Below are 14,339 nucleotides of genomic sequence, written 5' to 3' on the forward strand. Positions count from 1 at the left end.
GGATGCTTCTTGCTCAGCAAGTTTTAAGCCATCCCCGCTCGTTCCGGTGCATGCCGGGATCCGGTGTCATTACAAAGCAATTACAGGTTCGCAGGCAGCGGCAGCCCCAGCCATTTGACTGTCAGTGCGCTCAGTTCGCCGTCTTTCTTGATTTCAGCGAGGATGGCGTTGATCTTGTCCTGCAGCTTCTTCTCGTCCTTGTTCAGGCCGATGAAGCACGGCGAATCCTTGATCAGGAATTTGGTTTCAGGCTTCTTCGGCGGGTTCTTGGCGATGATGGCGGCGGCGACCACGTTGCCGGTCGCGACCAGTTGCACCTGGTTCGACAGGAAGGAGCTGATGGTGCCGTTGTTGTCTTCGTAGCGCTTGACGGTGGCGCCGGCCGGAACGATCTTCGACAGTTCCAGGTCTTCCACCGAACCGCGGGTCACGCCGATGGTCTTGCCCGCCAGATCGGCGGGGCCGCTGACTTTTTGATCGGCCGGACCGAACACGCCGTTGAAGAACGGTGCGTAAGCGGCAGTGAAGTCGATCACTTTTTCGCGTTCTGCATTCTTGCCCATGCTGGAGATGACCAGGTCGACCTTCTTGGTTTGCAGGTAAGGCACGCGGTTGGCGCTGGTGACGGGAATCAGGTCAACCTTGACGCCCAGTTTCTTGGCGATCAGGGTGGCGACGTCGATGTCCAGGCCTTGCGGCTTGAGGTCGGAAGTGACCGAGCCGAACGGCGGGAAATCCTGCGGCACGGCGACGCGCAGCACGCCGGCCTTCTGGATGTCGTCCAGCGCATCGGCGCGCGCGGCGGAAGCGGAAATCAGCAGTGCGCCGGCCATCAGGCCAAGCAGAAGTTTCGAGAGTTTCATCATGATTCTCCAGGTTGAGATGAAGTGAAGGAAATGGCCTTGGTTTTTTTACCGGATCGCGCAGCGGTTTTTTTCAGCTTCGCGGGTGTTGCAAAAGAGTTGCCGACGGCGGACACGGGCGCCAGCGCCTGGCGCAGCTGCCCCAGCGGATCGCTGATGCCGACCTTGTTGAGGCCGGCTTCGACGTGTTGCAGGTGCTCGTGCATGAGTTGCTCGGCGGCGGCCAGATCGCCGCGTTCCAGGGCGGCGACGATATGCACATGCTCGGCGCAGGAGTCTTCGGCTTGTTCCGACGACTGGTGCAGCATGGCCGTCAGCGTGGTGCGCGCGGTCAGGTCGCGCAGGGTGTCGGACAGCAGCGTGTTGCCGAGGCATTCGCACAGCGCGACGTGGAAGTCGCCCAGCAGGTAGCTGCGCGCGCCGACGTCGTCGCCCTCGATGGCGGCCTGTTCGCGCCGGATATGGTCGCGCAGTTGTTCGATGGCGGTCTTGGTGATCGGACGCGCGTGACGCAGCAGGCCGAGTTCGATCACGCGGCGCGCTTCGAAGGCTTCGCGCGCGTCGCTCGGCGTCGGTTCGATCACGAACCAGCCGCGCCGGGCGCTGACCGTGACGATGCCGCGCGTGACCAGGCGCGTCAGCGCTTCGCGTACCAGCGTGCGGCTGACGCCGAACAATTCGGACAATTGCTGTTCGCCCAGGCGCGTGCCGGGGGCAAGCTGCTTGGCGAGGATCGCTTCCATGATGCGGCTGGCGATCTGAATCGAGGATTTGATGGCGTCTGTGCTCATGTCCCCACTACAGCAATATGCATGCCATGTATTTCAATCTGATATACAAGATTGACGTACAGAAAGAACGTGCCGGAGGTAGGCGGGAGGAGGCGTTCGAATCGCGCAGTCAGGCGGGTTTTCCGTGCAATGCCTTGCCGGTTGGGCAATGGCGGCGATTCACTTTGGGACGCTGGAGATCACCCGAATGGTGCATCTTGTATACCAGTTCCCGATATCGGCGCATTTCCTGATGACAAAAGCTGGCGGCTCGCTGTCGGCGACGGCAGCGGGCGGTGAGCAGCTCTATATAGTGGAGAACTAGTTTTTGGAGGTTTCCAGCGAGGCATTGCTGTCGGCCGGCGCCGGCAGTGATTTGGCGGCGGGCTTGCGCGCCGTGCGTCCGCTCAGGGCGCCGCCTTCGTACGGCACGCGGCCGGACGGCACCACGGCGGAGGCCAGTTGCACGTGGCCTTCCTGGTCGTCGAAGAACATGTGCGCGCCAAACGCGTGCAACACGTCGGCCTTGGGCAGGCCGCCGAGGAAGAAGGCTTCGTCGACCGTCACGTTCCAGGTGCGCAACGTGTGGATCACGCGTTTGTGCGCCGGGCTGTTGCGGGCGGTGACGATGGCGATGCGCACCGGGCAGGTGGCCGGCGTGAATTGCTTCTGGATTTCCGACAGGGCGAACAGCAGCTTGGCCAGCGGACCTTCCTTCATGGCCTTGTTGCGATGGCGCTGCTCGTGGCGCACGAAGGCTTCCAGGCCTTTTTCGGCATAGATGCGTTCGGACTCCGGCGAGAACAGCACGGCGTCGCCGTCGAAGGCGATGCGGATCTGGTTTTCCGGCGCGATGTAATTGCTCGGCGCGGTATACAACTGCGCTGCGGCGACGCCGCCGTCGATGGCGTCCTGCACGTCGTCCTTGTCGCGCGACAGGAACAGGTCGATCTTGAAGGCTTCCAGATAGTGCACGATAGGCTCGCCGCCGGTGAAGGCTGCACGGCTGATGTCGAGCTTGTGCGCCTCGATGGCGTTGAAGGCGCGCAGGCCGGTGTCGGGCGTGTTGCGCGAGATGACCACCACTTCCACCAGGCGGCGGCCGGGGATCAGGTGGTTCAGCTTGAGCAGCGCCTTGACCAGCGGGAAGGCGGTGCCGGGCAGCAGCGGATCGTTCTCGTGCTCGCGCTGATAGGCGGTATAGGCTTCCACGCCTTCGTTGTCGAAGATGGCGTTTTCGTGTTCCAGATCGAACAGTGCGCGCGATGAAATGCCGATGACCAGCATGCCGGAGAGATCGTAAGCCATGTCTATATAACCAGTGTCGGACTGCAGAATGTGATCCGTGCAGTGTGCCACAGATGCCATTTTCACCCTAGTTTTGTAGTGCTTTCCATCCATGCAGGACGGGCATGAGGGGCGTTCGCGTTCTCTCTGTCGCGCATTTGCGCCGTATCTCCATCAAAAAGCGTCATATTGCTTTCATTTTTGACAAATATTGCTGAAAAGTATTTTGTAGCGACGGATTGCATCGCGCTACATAAATTTGTATGATGACCGGATAACTTCATCAAAAACGACGAGACATTCATGTTCCAAAAGATTCCTGTGCAGGCGCTCAGCGATACGGTAGCGCGGCAATTGCTGGAGAAAATCGACCTGGGCGCGTTCCCCCGCGGCGGCAAATTGCCGACCGAGGCCGTGCTGGCACAGGAATTCGGCGTCAGCCGCACGGTGGTGCGCGAAGCGATTTCCCGGCTCAAGCATGAAGGCGTGGTCGAGCCGCGCCAGGGCAGCGGCGTGTTCGTCACCGAACAGGCGGGCATCAAGCCTTTGCGCATCGACTACACCGAAGTCAGCTCGCCGGAAGCGGTTCTGCAGATCGTCGAGCTGCGCCGGGCCATCGAGGCCGAAGTGGCGGCGCAGGCTGCCAAGCGCCGCACCGATGCCGACATGGTCGCCATCGACAACGCGCTGGCGCGCATCGGCATGGACGTCAAAGAGGGCGGCGACGGCGTGGCCGCCGACGTCGCCTTTCATCGCGCGCTGGCGACGGCGACGCGCAATCCGTATTTCATCAAGACGCTGGAATTCCTCAGCCAATATCTGGAAGCCGCCACCACCGTCACGCGCGGCAACGAAGCCCGGCGCGACGATTTTTCGCGCCAGGTGCGGGAAGAGCACGAGGCCATCGTCGCCGCGATTCGCGCCGGCGACGAGATGGCGGCGCGCGCGGCGGCGCAGACGCATATGTTCAACGCGGCCCGGCGTTTGAGCCAGGCCGGGTAGCAAAAACTTGCAGTAAAACCTTTCAATCAAGGCGCAATGTGCCGGTCCACGATCTCAGCGATCCACCGCCAACGCCGCCGTAATCAATGGAGTCGACGATGTCTGAAAATGTAGGTGTGATCGGTCTGGGAGCAATGGGTCTGGGCGTCGCCCGCTCGCTGCTGCGCGCAGGTTTTAACGTGCACGCCTGCGACGTGCGCAAGGAAGTGCTGGACAAGTTTGCGGCCGAAGGCGGCGTCGCCTGCGCCCATCCTGCCGAGATGGGCAAGGCGGTCGACGTGGTCGTCACGCTGGTGGTCAATGCCGCGCAGACCGAGACCGTGCTGTTCGGCGAGAATGGCGCCGCATCGACACTGAAGGCGGGCAGCGTGGTGATTTCCAGCGCGACGGTAGCACCCGATTTCGCGATCGCCCTCGGCCAGCGTCTTGCTGAAAAAGGTTTGCTCATGCTGGACGCGCCGGTGTCGGGGGGCGCCGCGCGCGCCGCATCGGGCGAGATGACGATGATGACTTCCGGCCCCGCCGACGTCTACGCCAAAATCGAAGACGTGCTGAAGGGCATGGCCGGCAAGGTCTATCGCCTGGGCGACACCCACGGCGTCGGCTCCAAGGTCAAGATCATCAATCAGCTGCTGGCCGGCGTGCACATCGCCGCCTCGGCCGAAGCGATGGCGCTGGGTCTGCGCGAAGGCGTCAATCCCGACGCCTTGTATGAAGTCATCACGCACAGCGCCGGCAATTCGTGGATGTTCGAGAACCGCGTGCCGCATATCCTCAACGGCGACTATACGCCGCTGTCGGCGGTCGACATCTTCGTCAAGGATCTGGGACTGGTGCTCGACACGGCACGCCGCAGCAAATTCCCGCTGCCGTTGTCGGCTGCCGCGCATCAGATGTTCATGATGGCGTCGACTGCCGGTCATGGCGGTGAAGACGATTCCGCGGTGATCAAGATTTTCCCGGGCATCGATTTGCCACAGTCGAAACAGTAAAAAGCAATACAGGAGTTGACCATGTCCCAAGCCAAACCTTTGCTCGGCTGTATCGCCGACGATTTCACCGGCGCCACCGATCTCGCCAACATGTTGGTGCGCGGCGGCATGCGTACCGTGCAAACCATCGGCATCCCCGAGCAGATGCCTGCGGTCGCCGCCGACGCGCTGGTGATCGCGCTCAAGTCGCGCACGATTCCGGCAGCCGAAGCGGTCGAGCAATCGCTGGCCGCTTTGCGCTGGTTGCAGCAGCAGGGCTGCACACAATTCTTCTTCAAATATTGCTCCACGTTCGATTCCACCGATGCCGGCAACATCGGCCAGGTGACCGACGCGCTGCTGAAAGAACTGGGCGCCGATTTCACCATCGCTTGCCCGGCCTTCCCGGAAAACGGCCGTACCATTTATCGCGGCTACCTGTTCGTCGCCGATGCCTTGCTCAACGAATCGGGCATGGAAAACCATCCGCTCACGCCGATGACCGATGCCAATCTCGTGCGCGTGCTGCAGCGTCAGACCGAGTCCAAGGTCGGCCTGGTGCGTTACGACACGGTGGCCAAGGATGCCGCCGCCGTCGCCGAGCGCTTCACCGCGCTGCGTGCCGACGGCGTGAAGATGGCCATTGCCGATGCCGTCTCCGATCGCGATTTGTACGTGTTGGGAGAAGCCTGCGCCGAGCTGAAACTGGTGACCGGCGGTTCGGGCATCGCGCTTGGCTTGCCGGAGAATTTCCGCCGCGCCGGTTTGTTGCATGCGGCAGGCGAGGCGGCGCAATTGCCCGAGGTCGGCGGCTTGTCGGTGGTGTTGGCAGGCAGCGCATCGAAGGCGACCAATGCGCAGGTCGCCGAGTGGAAGACAAAGCATCCGGCGCATCGTATCGATCCGCTGGCATTGGCGCGCGGCGAAGCCGTCGTGGAGCAGGCGCTGGTTTTTTCCGATGAGTACATTCAGAAAGAGCCGGTGTTGATATACGCCACCGCGACGCCGGATGAAGTGAAGGCCGTGCAAAAAGAACTGGGCGTCGCCAAGGCGGGCCATCTGGTGGAACAGGCATTGGCCGATATCGCCAGGGGTTTGCGCGAACGCGGCGTGCGCCGGTTCGTGGTGGCCGGCGGCGAGACTTCCGGCGCGGTGGTGCAGGCGCTGGATGTGCGCGCATTGCGCATCGGACCGCAGATCGATCCGGGCGTGCCGGCAACCGCCACGCTTGATGAGCAGCCGCTGGCGCTGGCGCTGAAGTCGGGCAATTTCGGCAGCGTCGATTTCTTCGAGAAGGCCTTGCGCTTCCTCGGCGGAGCCAAGCAATGAACCAGCGCACGAGCAAAGAAAATCAATTGCGCGAAGAAATCTGCCGCACCGGCGCCAGTCTCTATCAGCGCGGTTATACCGTCGGCTCGGCCGGCAACATCAGTGCGCGTCTACCGGATGGCGAAGGCTGGCTGATCACGCCGACCGACGCCTGTCTCGGTTATCTCGATCCGGCCAGTATTGCCAAGGTCGATGCCAGCGGCAATTGGGTGTCGGGCGACAAGCCGTCCAAGACGCTGGCGCTGCATCGCATGGTCTACGACAACAATCCGGAGATGCACGGCGTGGTCCATACGCACTCGACCTACCTGGTCAACCTGAGCATCAAGGGCGTGTGGTCGCAGGATGACGTGTTGCCGCCGATCACGCCGTATTACGTGATGAAGGTCGGTCACATTCCGCTGATTTCTTATCGCCGTCCGGGCGATCCGCTGGTGGCGGAGCAGGTCAGGCAACTCGCCAACAAGGTACGCGGCGTGCTGCTCGAACGCCTCGGCCCGGTGGTGTGGGAAAGCTCGGTATCCAAGGCGGCCTACGCACTGGAAGAACTGGAAGAAACCGCCAAGCTGTGGCATCTGGCCGGCGGCAATGTTGCACCGCTCAATGACGCGGCGCTGCAAGAGTTGCGCGAGGTGTTCAACGCGCGCTGGTAGCCATTCAGCGATCCGGATCGGCTCCGACAAAAACAAAAAGCAAGCAAACAGGGACGCCGCTCAGAGCCGGCATCCCGGCGGCAGCATTCACTTTTTTTGCCGGCCAGGCGCCAGCCGATTCTGTTTCAGTACGTCAGATTTTTAATGCAAGCACCATAAACCAACGGCCGTGGGAGCGGCCTTATACCAACAGGAGATTGTCGTAGCATGACTGCATCAACCACACTCGGAGCCGAATCTAAGCTCAACCTTGGCTCCAGCGCCAACGAACAAGAAAAGAACCGCGTCTACGCCAAAGTATTCTGGCGCATCATGCCTTTCCTTATGCTGTGCTACGTCATCGCGTATTTGGATCGCGTGAACGTCGGCTTTGCCAAGCTGCAGATGTCGGTCGACCTCGGCTTCAGCGAAACCGTGTTCGGCCTCGGCGCCGGCGTGTTCTTCATCGGCTACTTCCTGTTTGAAGTGCCGAGCAACATCCTGATGCACAAGGTCGGCGCGCGCGTCTGGATCGCCCGCATCATGATTACCTGGGGCATCCTGTCGGCAGCCTTCATGTACGTCGAAACGCCGATGCAATTCTATGTGCTGCGCTTCCTGCTCGGCCTGGCTGAAGCCGGCTTCTATCCCGGCATCATCCTGTACCTGACTTACTGGTATCCATCGCATCGCCGCGCCAAGGTGATCGCCGTGTTCATGTCGGGCATTCCGGTTGCCGGCATTCTCGGCAATCCGCTGTCGGGCTGGATCATGGACGCCTTCCACGGCACCACCGGCATGCACGGCTGGCAATGGATGTTCGTCATCGAAGCGATTCCTGCCGTGCTGATCGGTCTGGCGACGCTGGCCTATCTGGACAACGGCATCGTCAAGGCAAAGTGGCTGAGCGACGATGAAAAGAAATTGCTGGCGGACGAAATCACCGCCGACCAGCAGGGCAAGGAAAGCGTGCACTCGTTCGCGGACATCGTCGGCGACAAGCGCGTGTGGCTGATGTGCCTGATCTATTTCTGTTTCGTCATGGGGCAATATGGCCTGACGCTGTGGATGCCGACCCTGGTGAAGGCGACCGGCGTGACCGGCAACCTGCACATCGGTCTGCTGAGCGCGATTCCTTTCGGTTGCGCCATCGTCGCGATGAACCTGATCGGCCGCAGCGCCGATGCGCGCCGTGAACGCCGCTGGCACTTGATCGTGCCGGCCATGATGGGCGCGGTCGGTTTTGTCGGCGCCGCCCTGTTTGCCGACAACACCGCAATTTCGATTGCATCGCTGTCGCTGGCCGCCGCCGGCGTGCTGACCTGCGCACCGCTGTTCTGGTCGCTGCCGACTTCCTTCCTGTCTGGCGCCGCTGCCGCGGTCGGTATCGCCGCCATCAATTCGGTCGGCAACCTGGCAGGTTTCGTCAGCCCGTACCTGATCGGTTATCTGAAGGATCTGACGCACAATGGCGCGACCGGCATGTACATGCTGGCGGTCATGCTGGTGGTCGGTTCTGCCGCCGTGTTGAAGACTTCGCCTAAACTGGTGAATAAATAACCATTACGAGTAAGCTTACAGGCGCGCATTCGAACAAGGTGCGCGCCTCCATCCCAAGGAGATCACGATGCTGCGCTTCGCCGCCAACCTGAGCATGATGTACAACGAACATGCTTTCCTCGATCGCTTCGCCGCTGCCGCCAAAGATGGTTTCAGCGGCGTTGAGTTTTTGTTTCCCTATGATTATCAGCCGAAAGAAATCAAATCGCGTCTCGATGCGCACGGCCTGACGCAAGCCTTGTTCAACGCGCCGCCGGGCGACTGGGCCGCGGGCGAGCGCGGCATCGCTTCCCTGCCGGGACGCGAAGACGAATTCAAGCGCAGCATCGACACCGCGCTGAAATACACCGCAGTCATCGGCAACAAGACGCTGCACGTGATGGCGGGTTTGATTCGCCCCGAGCAGGATCGCGCCAAACATCGCGCCGTCTACATGGACAACCTGTCGTACGCCGCGCATCACGCCGACCTGGCCGGCGTGACGGTGGTGATCGAGCCGATCAATACGCGCAACATCCCCGGCTTCTTCCTCAATCGCCAGGACGACGCGCAAGCCATCTGCGCAGAAATCGGCGCGGAGAATCTCAAGGTGCAGTTCGATTGCTACCACTGCCAGATCGTCGAGGGCGACGTCGCCGTCAAGCTCAAGCGCGACATGGCCGGCGTCGGCCACATCCAGATCGCCGGCGTGCCGGAACGCCATGAGCCAGATATCGGCGAGCTGAACTATCCGTATCTGCTCAAACTGATCGATGCGCTCGGCTACAAGGGATGGATCGGTTGCGAGTACGTGCCTGCGGCAGCGACCTCGGACGGACTGGGCTGGCTCAAGGCACTGGCGGAGCAGGGACTGACCGAACTCAAGCCGCGCTGATCCGGCCGATTCTGAACGAAAAAGCGGAACAAAAAAGCGGAACGACCTGTGAGGGGCGTTCCGCTTTTTTCATTGTTGCGCGTCCTTTACTGATCTTCCGGCCTGATCTGTGTGGTGACGCTGTGTTTGGTGTGGCACTTGATGCAGGTAGCGTAGTGCCAGATGGCGCTTGCGGGAATCTTGTAGCCGCTCTTGAGGCCACAAGGGCCGCAGACCAGCTGGCCTTGCTCGGGGATGTTCATGTTGTGTTACTGCGTGATGATGGTTGCTCGAAGTCGCGGAGCCGTCCTGCGGGGGAGTTAATGAAAATCAAGTAAAAGCATTAACCAGGGACAACAGTTCACAGACTGGTAGTGATTTTACTCCGGATTGGAAAAACCTGCCGGGAGGGGCGAGATTTTTACATTGATCAAGAGCGCAAACGTCGGGCATGTGGTTTGTCAGATCGATGCAATGGGGGAGATGGCATGCAGAAATCGCAAAAGCGAAAAAACAGCATTACGCAAGTCATGCTGCCTTCGGGTACAACTTGATTTTGTCGGTACAAAAAACGCGAACAGCGAAGTGGAGGCATGTCGACCTCGCACGACGTCTCGCATGCCAATCAACGATGCCGGCAGACTGCCGGCGCGTGGTGCAAACGGATGACGTTATGCTCCACGCGTATCGGATGTGCCGTTTGTACATTCTTCCAGAACATCATCCTTCTGAAATATCCGATAAGGATTTCTCCTTTGCCTTATGCTCTTTTTGATGCAGGGAATTTTTTACATCGTCCAGCGACGCGCCGTTTTTTACGGCAGACGCGATGTCTCCGGGGTCAACCCCGTCCTTTTTAGCTTCCTTGAATAAACTCTTGATATCGTCATCCGAAGCTCCCTCATCTTTGAGTGTATGCACCGTATTCATAAAATCGCCAAAACTGATACCCATCGTACTCTCCTTGGATTTAAATAACTTCATGCTCGGGTCAGTAAGTGGATTGGCGCTGATGAATGGTTCCAGAGATCGGGATTGACAGATGATGCTGATCGGACAACGCGCCGCCGTCAGAAGACATTCGGTTTCTTTTTTGCCTATATGCGTTGAGCCAGAAGACGCTTACGCCCCTGGGGGCCATGGTCAAGAGCCGCGATCACGCAATTCGCGTACGCCTTTACCCAACTTGCGACGTAATAAAGTACGCAAAGTGGTGCCATCTTCATACCCTACCAGGCTGGCAATCCGTTCGACACTTTCATCGCTGGTCTGCAACAGATGCACAGCCCGCTCCACGCGCAAATCCTGAAAATATGCCAATGGTGATTTTCCCAATATGGTTTGCATGCGACGTACCAGCGTGCGCTCGCTAGTGCCGATTGTCGTAATGGCTGCGTTCATGGAAAAACCTTGTGCCAGATGCTTCCTTGCCCACTGTTCAAATCGTTCCACGATGGGATCCGTGTGCGCGACGTGATCAGGAATGACGAAAACGGCTTGCGAGGCACGCGATTCAATGAGCAGATAGCGCGCGCATAATGCAGCTAGCCCGGGACTTTGGCTACGCACGATGCTCAATCCCAAATCAAGGTGTGCCAGCGCTGCACCTGCAGTGGTGAAGCAAGATGAATTGACCAACATTCTGCTTTCATCGATGGCGACTCGCGGATAACGCTGTCGAAATAAAGATGACAGCCACCAGGATGTGGTCGCGGTTTGGCCATCGAGCAGGCCCGTCTCTGCCAAAACGAAGGTCGCCGTGCAGGCCGCCCCCACCACGGCACCTTCTTGCGTCCATTTCTTGATCCAGGTTCCGGCATCTTTTACCTCTCGCCGTGCCAACGCCGCAGTTAACGACAGCGGCATCTTCGCTCCCAATGCCGGCACCAGCACCACATCGGGGCACGGCAAGGTGACTGCCGACAACACCGGCACCGTCAGTCCTTGTGCTGTCTGAACCTTGCGCCGCACGCCGACCAAGCGGACATCGAATTGCACGGAGATTTGCTCCTGTTGAACTAATTCGTTTGCCGTGCCAATCACGTCCATCAGCGAAGACAGGCCCGTATCGAACACGCCGTTAAGAGCAAGTATATAAATGAGCATGGCTGAAATAGTATCATTAATGGCATTTCTGCCACTATTGATTTTTTAAGGCGGCTCCTACAATTTGCTCTCATTCACAACGTGTAAGGGAATATGATCATGGTCAACGTCGCACTGCTCGTCCGAGTAAAAGCCAAGCCAGGTAAAGAAGCGGAAGTTGAAGCGTTCTTGAAAAGCGCTTTGCCGCTTGCCAATCAAGAGGCAGGAACAGTTGTTTGGTTCGCGTTTAAATTAAGTCCATCCGAGTTCGGCATTTTCGATGCATTTGCCGATCAGGCGGGGCGGGATGCCCATCTTGCAGGGCCGATTGCGGCAGCGCTCATGGCAAAAGCTGCCGATCTTTTGACTGAACCGCCACGTATCGAAAGAGTCGATGTATTGGCCGCCAAGCTAAGCGTCTGATTTTCGCGAACAAGAACCGGATACGGGGTTTCCAGCCTCCCCGCCCCGTATCCAGCGTCTATCCGACTGACGAGTTTGAACCGTACTCTATTACGCCGATGGACCAGGTTTTCGGCAAGAGGCGGCGCTCATGGACGATGCAGGCGTTCTGATGCGCATGCTGAATCTGGCCCCGTTGCGGTGAGCTGCTGGACGGGCATGGCGCGCGCAGTGCTATGGCTTGCTCGCCAGACGCAGGATATGTTCACGATGGCGGGGATAGGCCGCCAGCAGAACATCGACATCGGCCAGTTCAAATTCGCTGAATTCAAATCCCGGCGCGACCGTGCATCCGGTCAGCGCAAATCCCGCAGGATCCACGCATTCGGCCGCAAACCACAAGCCCGCGGGAACGACCGCCTGAAATACCGCATCCGGATGTTCGATGGCATTGCCCAGGCGCAGTGTGGTGAGGGAGCCATCGTCGCCAAGCACATGGACATCCAGCGGCGTGCCGGCATAAAAATGCCAGACCTCATCCGATCTGATCCGATGCCAGGACGAATGCGCGCCGTCGCAAAGCAGGTAATAGATTGCGGTTGACGCGCTGCGTGCCTGATCGATATTTTTGGCCTCTTGGCGGAACACGTTTGCGTTCGAACGATAAGTCTCGCGGAAAAAACCGCCTTCGGGATGCGGTTGCAGATGGAGGCGTGCGATCAGGTCGTTTTTGTCTGATGTGTGGATAGGCATGATAGACAGGAAAATGAGCGGGATGCCAAGAGCATAGCGGAAAGCGGATTTGTCGTATGCGGATTTTCTGCGAGGCGGCGCCAGAGCCTGTTAACAATGGATTTCCATGGCATCGGCTACAAGTTCGTGCGCATCGAACAGCAATGCGATATGCCGCATTTTTTTGTTTTTGTAGGGCGCGGGCAAGAATTGCAGAACGAAAAAAAAGCCCAGCCGAAGCTAAGCTTTTGTATTCTTGGTGGCCCGGGGCGGAATCGAACCACCGACACAAGGATTTTCAATCCTCTGCTCTACCGACTGAGCTACCAGGCCAAGAGGCCGAATTATAGCAAGATAATTTTAGAATGCAAAGGGTGCTCCCACTTTTTTTATAAAAAGTTTGTTCGGCCCATTTGTTTCTTCGTTGTTTCTTGTTCGTTGCCTGTTGGCGGCCCCTTTATTGATGCCGCGTTTCCGGTGTTTCTTGCGATGGAGATCAAGGAAGGCGCTGCCGCGAAGCCGTTTATAATGCTTCCCCATGAATGGTCATACATTAAATTCTTCTGCGGCCGCTGCGCGCAAGGCGACGGATGCGCAGTCCGGCGATATTTGCATCGTCGGCAACGGCGCGATCGGCAAGACCGCCGCGTTGGCCCTGGCGCAAGCCGGCCTGCGCGTCAATTTGCTGGCGCCGCCGCCATCGCCGTCGCCGGCTGCAAATGCCGAACCGGCAAGCTGGGACGTGCGCGTCTATGCAGTCAATCAGATCGCGCGCGACCTGCTGTCTTCCATCAAGGTCTGGGACGCGATCGATGCGGCGCGCGTGGCTGCCGTCGATGGCATGGAAGTATTCGGCGACGCCGAAAATTATCCGGGCAAGCTGGCCTTCGATGCCTACTCGGCGCATGTCGATGCGCTGGCCTGGATCGTCGAGGATCGCAATCTGAATGGCGCGCTCGACGCGGCGCTGAAATTTTCTCCCAACGTGCGCGTGACCAACGGTCGCGCCGTGTCGCTGCGCACGGACACACAGGGCGTCGATCTGCAGCTGGACAACGGCGACGTGCTGAAAGCATCTCTGCTGGTCGGCGCCGACGGCGGCCAGTCGTGGGTGCGTGGACAATGCGATATCGGACTCGACTATCGCGCCTACGGCCAGCGCGCCATCGTGACCAATTTTGCCTGCGAGAAGGCGCATCAGGGCGTGGCGCATCAATGGTTCACCGCTGCGGAAGGCATCGTGGCGTTGTTGCCGTTACCGGGCCGGCGCGTGTCGCTGGTGTGGTCGGCGCCGGATGCGCTGGCGGAAACCTTGCTGCGTCAATCCGCCGCGCAGCTGGCGCAGCATCTGGCCAAATATGCGAGCCATGCGCTGGGCGCCCTGACGCCGCTGGAGCCGGAACTGGTGCGCGATTTTCCGCTGACGCTGGTGAAGCCGCATGCCATGACGGCGGCGCGCGTTGCACTCATCGGCGATGCGGCGCACGTGATTCATCCGCTGGCCGGACATGGCATGAACCTCGGTTTTGCCGACGTCGCCGCGTTGCTCAACGTGATCGCCGCGCGCGAACCGCAACGCGATTGCGGCGATGCGCGCGTGCTGGGCCGTTATGCCCGCGCGCGCAAGGAAGAAGTGTTGCTCATGCAACTGGCGACCGATGGTCTTGCCCGGCTGTTTGAGACCAACATCGAGCCTTTGCGCGTGGTGCGCAATCTGGGATTGAACCTGGTGAACCATCTGCCTGTCTTAAAGCGGCGTTTGATGGCCCACGCGCTCGGCAAACGAGTTTAGAAAATTTACCTTATAGTGTGGGCAGAATTTGCGCGAATCGGTCAGTGAGCTATCTCGAACC

General features: G+C 59.5%; 17 protein-coding genes and 1 tRNA gene. 9 read left to right on the plus strand and 9 right to left on the minus strand.

The window, feature by feature from the left end; genetic code table 11:
* Positions 1-80: 80 nt before the first annotated feature.
* Both PMI16_RS11085 and PMI16_RS11090 read right to left on the minus strand, forming a co-directional pair.
* Entirely contained in the window at positions 81-863 is a 783-nt protein-coding gene (locus PMI16_RS11085) for a transporter substrate-binding domain-containing protein (protein WP_007879490.1), read from the minus strand.
* Positions 863-1,654, minus strand: coding sequence for a GntR family transcriptional regulator (locus PMI16_RS11090; protein ID WP_007879492.1), 792 nt, complete (start codon positions 1,652-1,654; stop codon positions 863-865). The genes PMI16_RS11085 and PMI16_RS11090 overlap by 1 nt, the downstream gene beginning before the upstream one ends.
* 148 nt (positions 1,655-1,802) lie before the next feature.
* Here PMI16_RS11090 and PMI16_RS26450 point away from each other — a divergent pair, with 148 nt between their 5' ends.
* Positions 1,803-1,958: a hypothetical protein gene (locus PMI16_RS26450; RefSeq protein ID WP_237719846.1), complete on the plus strand. Its 156-nt coding sequence runs from the start codon at positions 1,803-1,805 to the stop codon at positions 1,956-1,958.
* Here PMI16_RS26450 and PMI16_RS11095 read toward each other — a convergent pair.
* Together PMI16_RS11095 and PMI16_RS25880 are read right to left on the minus strand one after the other, a co-directional pair.
* Positions 1,955-2,941: a 5'-nucleotidase gene (locus PMI16_RS11095; protein WP_034380003.1), complete on the minus strand. Its 987-nt coding sequence runs from the start codon at positions 2,939-2,941 to the stop codon at positions 1,955-1,957. The two genes, PMI16_RS26450 and PMI16_RS11095, sit on opposite strands and share 4 nt — an antisense overlap.
* 62 nt (positions 2,942-3,003) lie before the next feature.
* Complete coding sequence (locus PMI16_RS25880) at positions 3,004-3,225, minus strand: hypothetical protein (protein WP_157212606.1); 222 nt, start codon at positions 3,223-3,225, stop codon at positions 3,004-3,006.
* Here PMI16_RS25880 and PMI16_RS11100 point away from each other — a divergent pair.
* From PMI16_RS11100 to otnI, 6 genes are all read left to right on the plus strand, one after another.
* Entirely contained in the window at positions 3,224-3,922 is a 699-nt protein-coding gene (locus PMI16_RS11100; RefSeq protein ID WP_007879494.1) for a FadR/GntR family transcriptional regulator, read from the plus strand. The genes PMI16_RS25880 and PMI16_RS11100 overlap by 2 nt on opposite strands.
* Positions 3,923-4,020: 98 nt before the next feature.
* The gene (gene ltnD, locus PMI16_RS11105) at positions 4,021-4,914 is read left to right on the plus strand and encodes an L-threonate dehydrogenase (RefSeq protein ID WP_007879495.1); all 894 of its coding nucleotides are present in this window, start codon (positions 4,021-4,023) and stop codon (positions 4,912-4,914) included.
* Between the two features lie 21 nt (positions 4,915-4,935).
* A complete protein-coding gene (gene otnK, locus PMI16_RS11110; protein ID WP_007879496.1) occupies positions 4,936-6,222 on the plus strand; it encodes a 3-oxo-tetronate kinase in 1,287 nt (428 codons plus the stop codon).
* The gene (gene otnC / locus PMI16_RS11115) at positions 6,219-6,875 is read left to right on the plus strand and encodes a 3-oxo-tetronate 4-phosphate decarboxylase (protein WP_007879497.1); all 657 of its coding nucleotides are present in this window, start codon (positions 6,219-6,221) and stop codon (positions 6,873-6,875) included. Before otnK ends, otnC begins: the two co-directional genes overlap by 4 nt.
* Positions 6,876-7,082: 207 nt before the next feature.
* On the plus strand, positions 7,083-8,414 hold the full coding sequence (locus PMI16_RS11120) for an MFS transporter (protein ID WP_007879499.1): 1,332 nt from the start codon (positions 7,083-7,085) through the stop codon (positions 8,412-8,414).
* Positions 8,415-8,481: 67 nt separating this feature from the next.
* The gene (gene otnI, locus PMI16_RS11125) at positions 8,482-9,288 is read left to right on the plus strand and encodes a 2-oxo-tetronate isomerase (protein WP_007879500.1); all 807 of its coding nucleotides are present in this window, start codon (positions 8,482-8,484) and stop codon (positions 9,286-9,288) included.
* 86 nt (positions 9,289-9,374) lie between these two features.
* Here otnI and PMI16_RS26295 read toward each other — a convergent pair whose 3' ends face one another.
* From PMI16_RS26295 to PMI16_RS11135, 3 genes are all read right to left on the minus strand, one after another.
* Positions 9,375-9,530, minus strand: a complete 156-nt coding sequence (locus PMI16_RS26295; protein WP_007879501.1) for a hypothetical protein — start codon at positions 9,528-9,530, stop codon at positions 9,375-9,377.
* Positions 9,531-9,987: 457 nt separating this feature from the next.
* Positions 9,988-10,221, minus strand: coding sequence for a hypothetical protein (locus PMI16_RS11130; RefSeq protein ID WP_007879503.1), 234 nt, complete (start codon positions 10,219-10,221; stop codon positions 9,988-9,990).
* A gap of 189 nt (positions 10,222-10,410) precedes the next feature.
* Complete coding sequence (locus PMI16_RS11135; protein WP_007879505.1) at positions 10,411-11,373, minus strand: GlxA family transcriptional regulator; 963 nt, start codon at positions 11,371-11,373, stop codon at positions 10,411-10,413.
* 99 nt (positions 11,374-11,472) lie between these two features.
* Here PMI16_RS11135 and PMI16_RS11140 point away from each other — a divergent pair, with 99 nt between their 5' ends.
* Entirely contained in the window at positions 11,473-11,775 is a 303-nt protein-coding gene (locus tag PMI16_RS11140) for a putative quinol monooxygenase (RefSeq protein ID WP_034380007.1), read from the plus strand.
* Between the two features lie 213 nt (positions 11,776-11,988).
* On the opposite strand, the gene PMI16_RS11145 is transcribed toward PMI16_RS11140, so the two are convergent.
* Both PMI16_RS11145 and PMI16_RS11150 read right to left on the minus strand, forming a co-directional pair.
* Positions 11,989-12,507, minus strand: a complete 519-nt coding sequence (locus PMI16_RS11145; RefSeq protein WP_007879506.1) for a cupin domain-containing protein — start codon at positions 12,505-12,507, stop codon at positions 11,989-11,991.
* Positions 12,508-12,743: 236 nt separating this feature from the next.
* Positions 12,744-12,819 (minus strand) — tRNA-Phe (locus PMI16_RS11150).
* A 205-nt stretch (positions 12,820-13,024) separates the two neighbouring features.
* Between PMI16_RS11150 and PMI16_RS11155 the strand changes: the two genes are divergently transcribed.
* On the plus strand, positions 13,025-14,278 hold the full coding sequence (locus PMI16_RS11155; RefSeq protein WP_007879507.1) for an FAD-dependent monooxygenase: 1,254 nt from the start codon (positions 13,025-13,027) through the stop codon (positions 14,276-14,278).
* The last annotated feature ends 61 nt before the right edge of the window (positions 14,279-14,339 follow it).

This window comes from Herbaspirillum sp. CF444 (genome assembly GCF_000282135.1).
GTDB lineage: Bacteria > Pseudomonadota > Gammaproteobacteria > Burkholderiales > Burkholderiaceae_D > Herbaspirillum.

Excerpts from the sequence above, each read along its gene's own strand:
- PMI16_RS11085 (WP_007879490.1), bottom strand. The coding sequence starts at position 863 with ATGAAACTCTCGAAACTTCTGCTTGGCCTGATGGCCGGCGCACTGCTG.
- PMI16_RS11090 (WP_007879492.1), bottom strand. The coding sequence starts at position 1,654 with ATGAGCACAGACGCCATCAAATCCTCGATTCAGATCGCCAGCCGCATC.
- PMI16_RS26450 (WP_237719846.1), top strand. The coding sequence starts at position 1,803 with ATGGCGGCGATTCACTTTGGGACGCTGGAGATCACCCGAATGGTGCAT.
- PMI16_RS11095 (WP_034380003.1), bottom strand. The coding sequence starts at position 2,941 with ATGGCTTACGATCTCTCCGGCATGCTGGTCATCGGCATTTCATCGCGC.
- PMI16_RS11100 (WP_007879494.1), top strand. The coding sequence starts at position 3,224 with ATGTTCCAAAAGATTCCTGTGCAGGCGCTCAGCGATACGGTAGCGCGG.
- PMI16_RS25880 (WP_157212606.1), bottom strand. The coding sequence starts at position 3,225 with ATGAATGTCTCGTCGTTTTTGATGAAGTTATCCGGTCATCATACAAAT.
- ltnD (WP_007879495.1), top strand. The coding sequence starts at position 4,021 with ATGTCTGAAAATGTAGGTGTGATCGGTCTGGGAGCAATGGGTCTGGGC.
- otnK (WP_007879496.1), top strand. The coding sequence starts at position 4,936 with ATGTCCCAAGCCAAACCTTTGCTCGGCTGTATCGCCGACGATTTCACC.
- otnC (WP_007879497.1), top strand. The coding sequence starts at position 6,219 with ATGAACCAGCGCACGAGCAAAGAAAATCAATTGCGCGAAGAAATCTGC.
- PMI16_RS11120 (WP_007879499.1), top strand. The coding sequence starts at position 7,083 with ATGACTGCATCAACCACACTCGGAGCCGAATCTAAGCTCAACCTTGGC.
- otnI (WP_007879500.1), top strand. The coding sequence starts at position 8,482 with ATGCTGCGCTTCGCCGCCAACCTGAGCATGATGTACAACGAACATGCT.
- PMI16_RS26295 (WP_007879501.1), bottom strand. The coding sequence starts at position 9,530 with ATGAACATCCCCGAGCAAGGCCAGCTGGTCTGCGGCCCTTGTGGCCTC.
- PMI16_RS11130 (WP_007879503.1), bottom strand. The coding sequence starts at position 10,221 with ATGGGTATCAGTTTTGGCGATTTTATGAATACGGTGCATACACTCAAA.
- PMI16_RS11135 (WP_007879505.1), bottom strand. The coding sequence starts at position 11,373 with ATGCTCATTTATATACTTGCTCTTAACGGCGTGTTCGATACGGGCCTG.
- PMI16_RS11140 (WP_034380007.1), top strand. The coding sequence starts at position 11,473 with ATGGTCAACGTCGCACTGCTCGTCCGAGTAAAAGCCAAGCCAGGTAAA.
- PMI16_RS11145 (WP_007879506.1), bottom strand. The coding sequence starts at position 12,507 with ATGCCTATCCACACATCAGACAAAAACGACCTGATCGCACGCCTCCAT.
- PMI16_RS11155 (WP_007879507.1), top strand. The coding sequence starts at position 13,025 with ATGAATGGTCATACATTAAATTCTTCTGCGGCCGCTGCGCGCAAGGCG.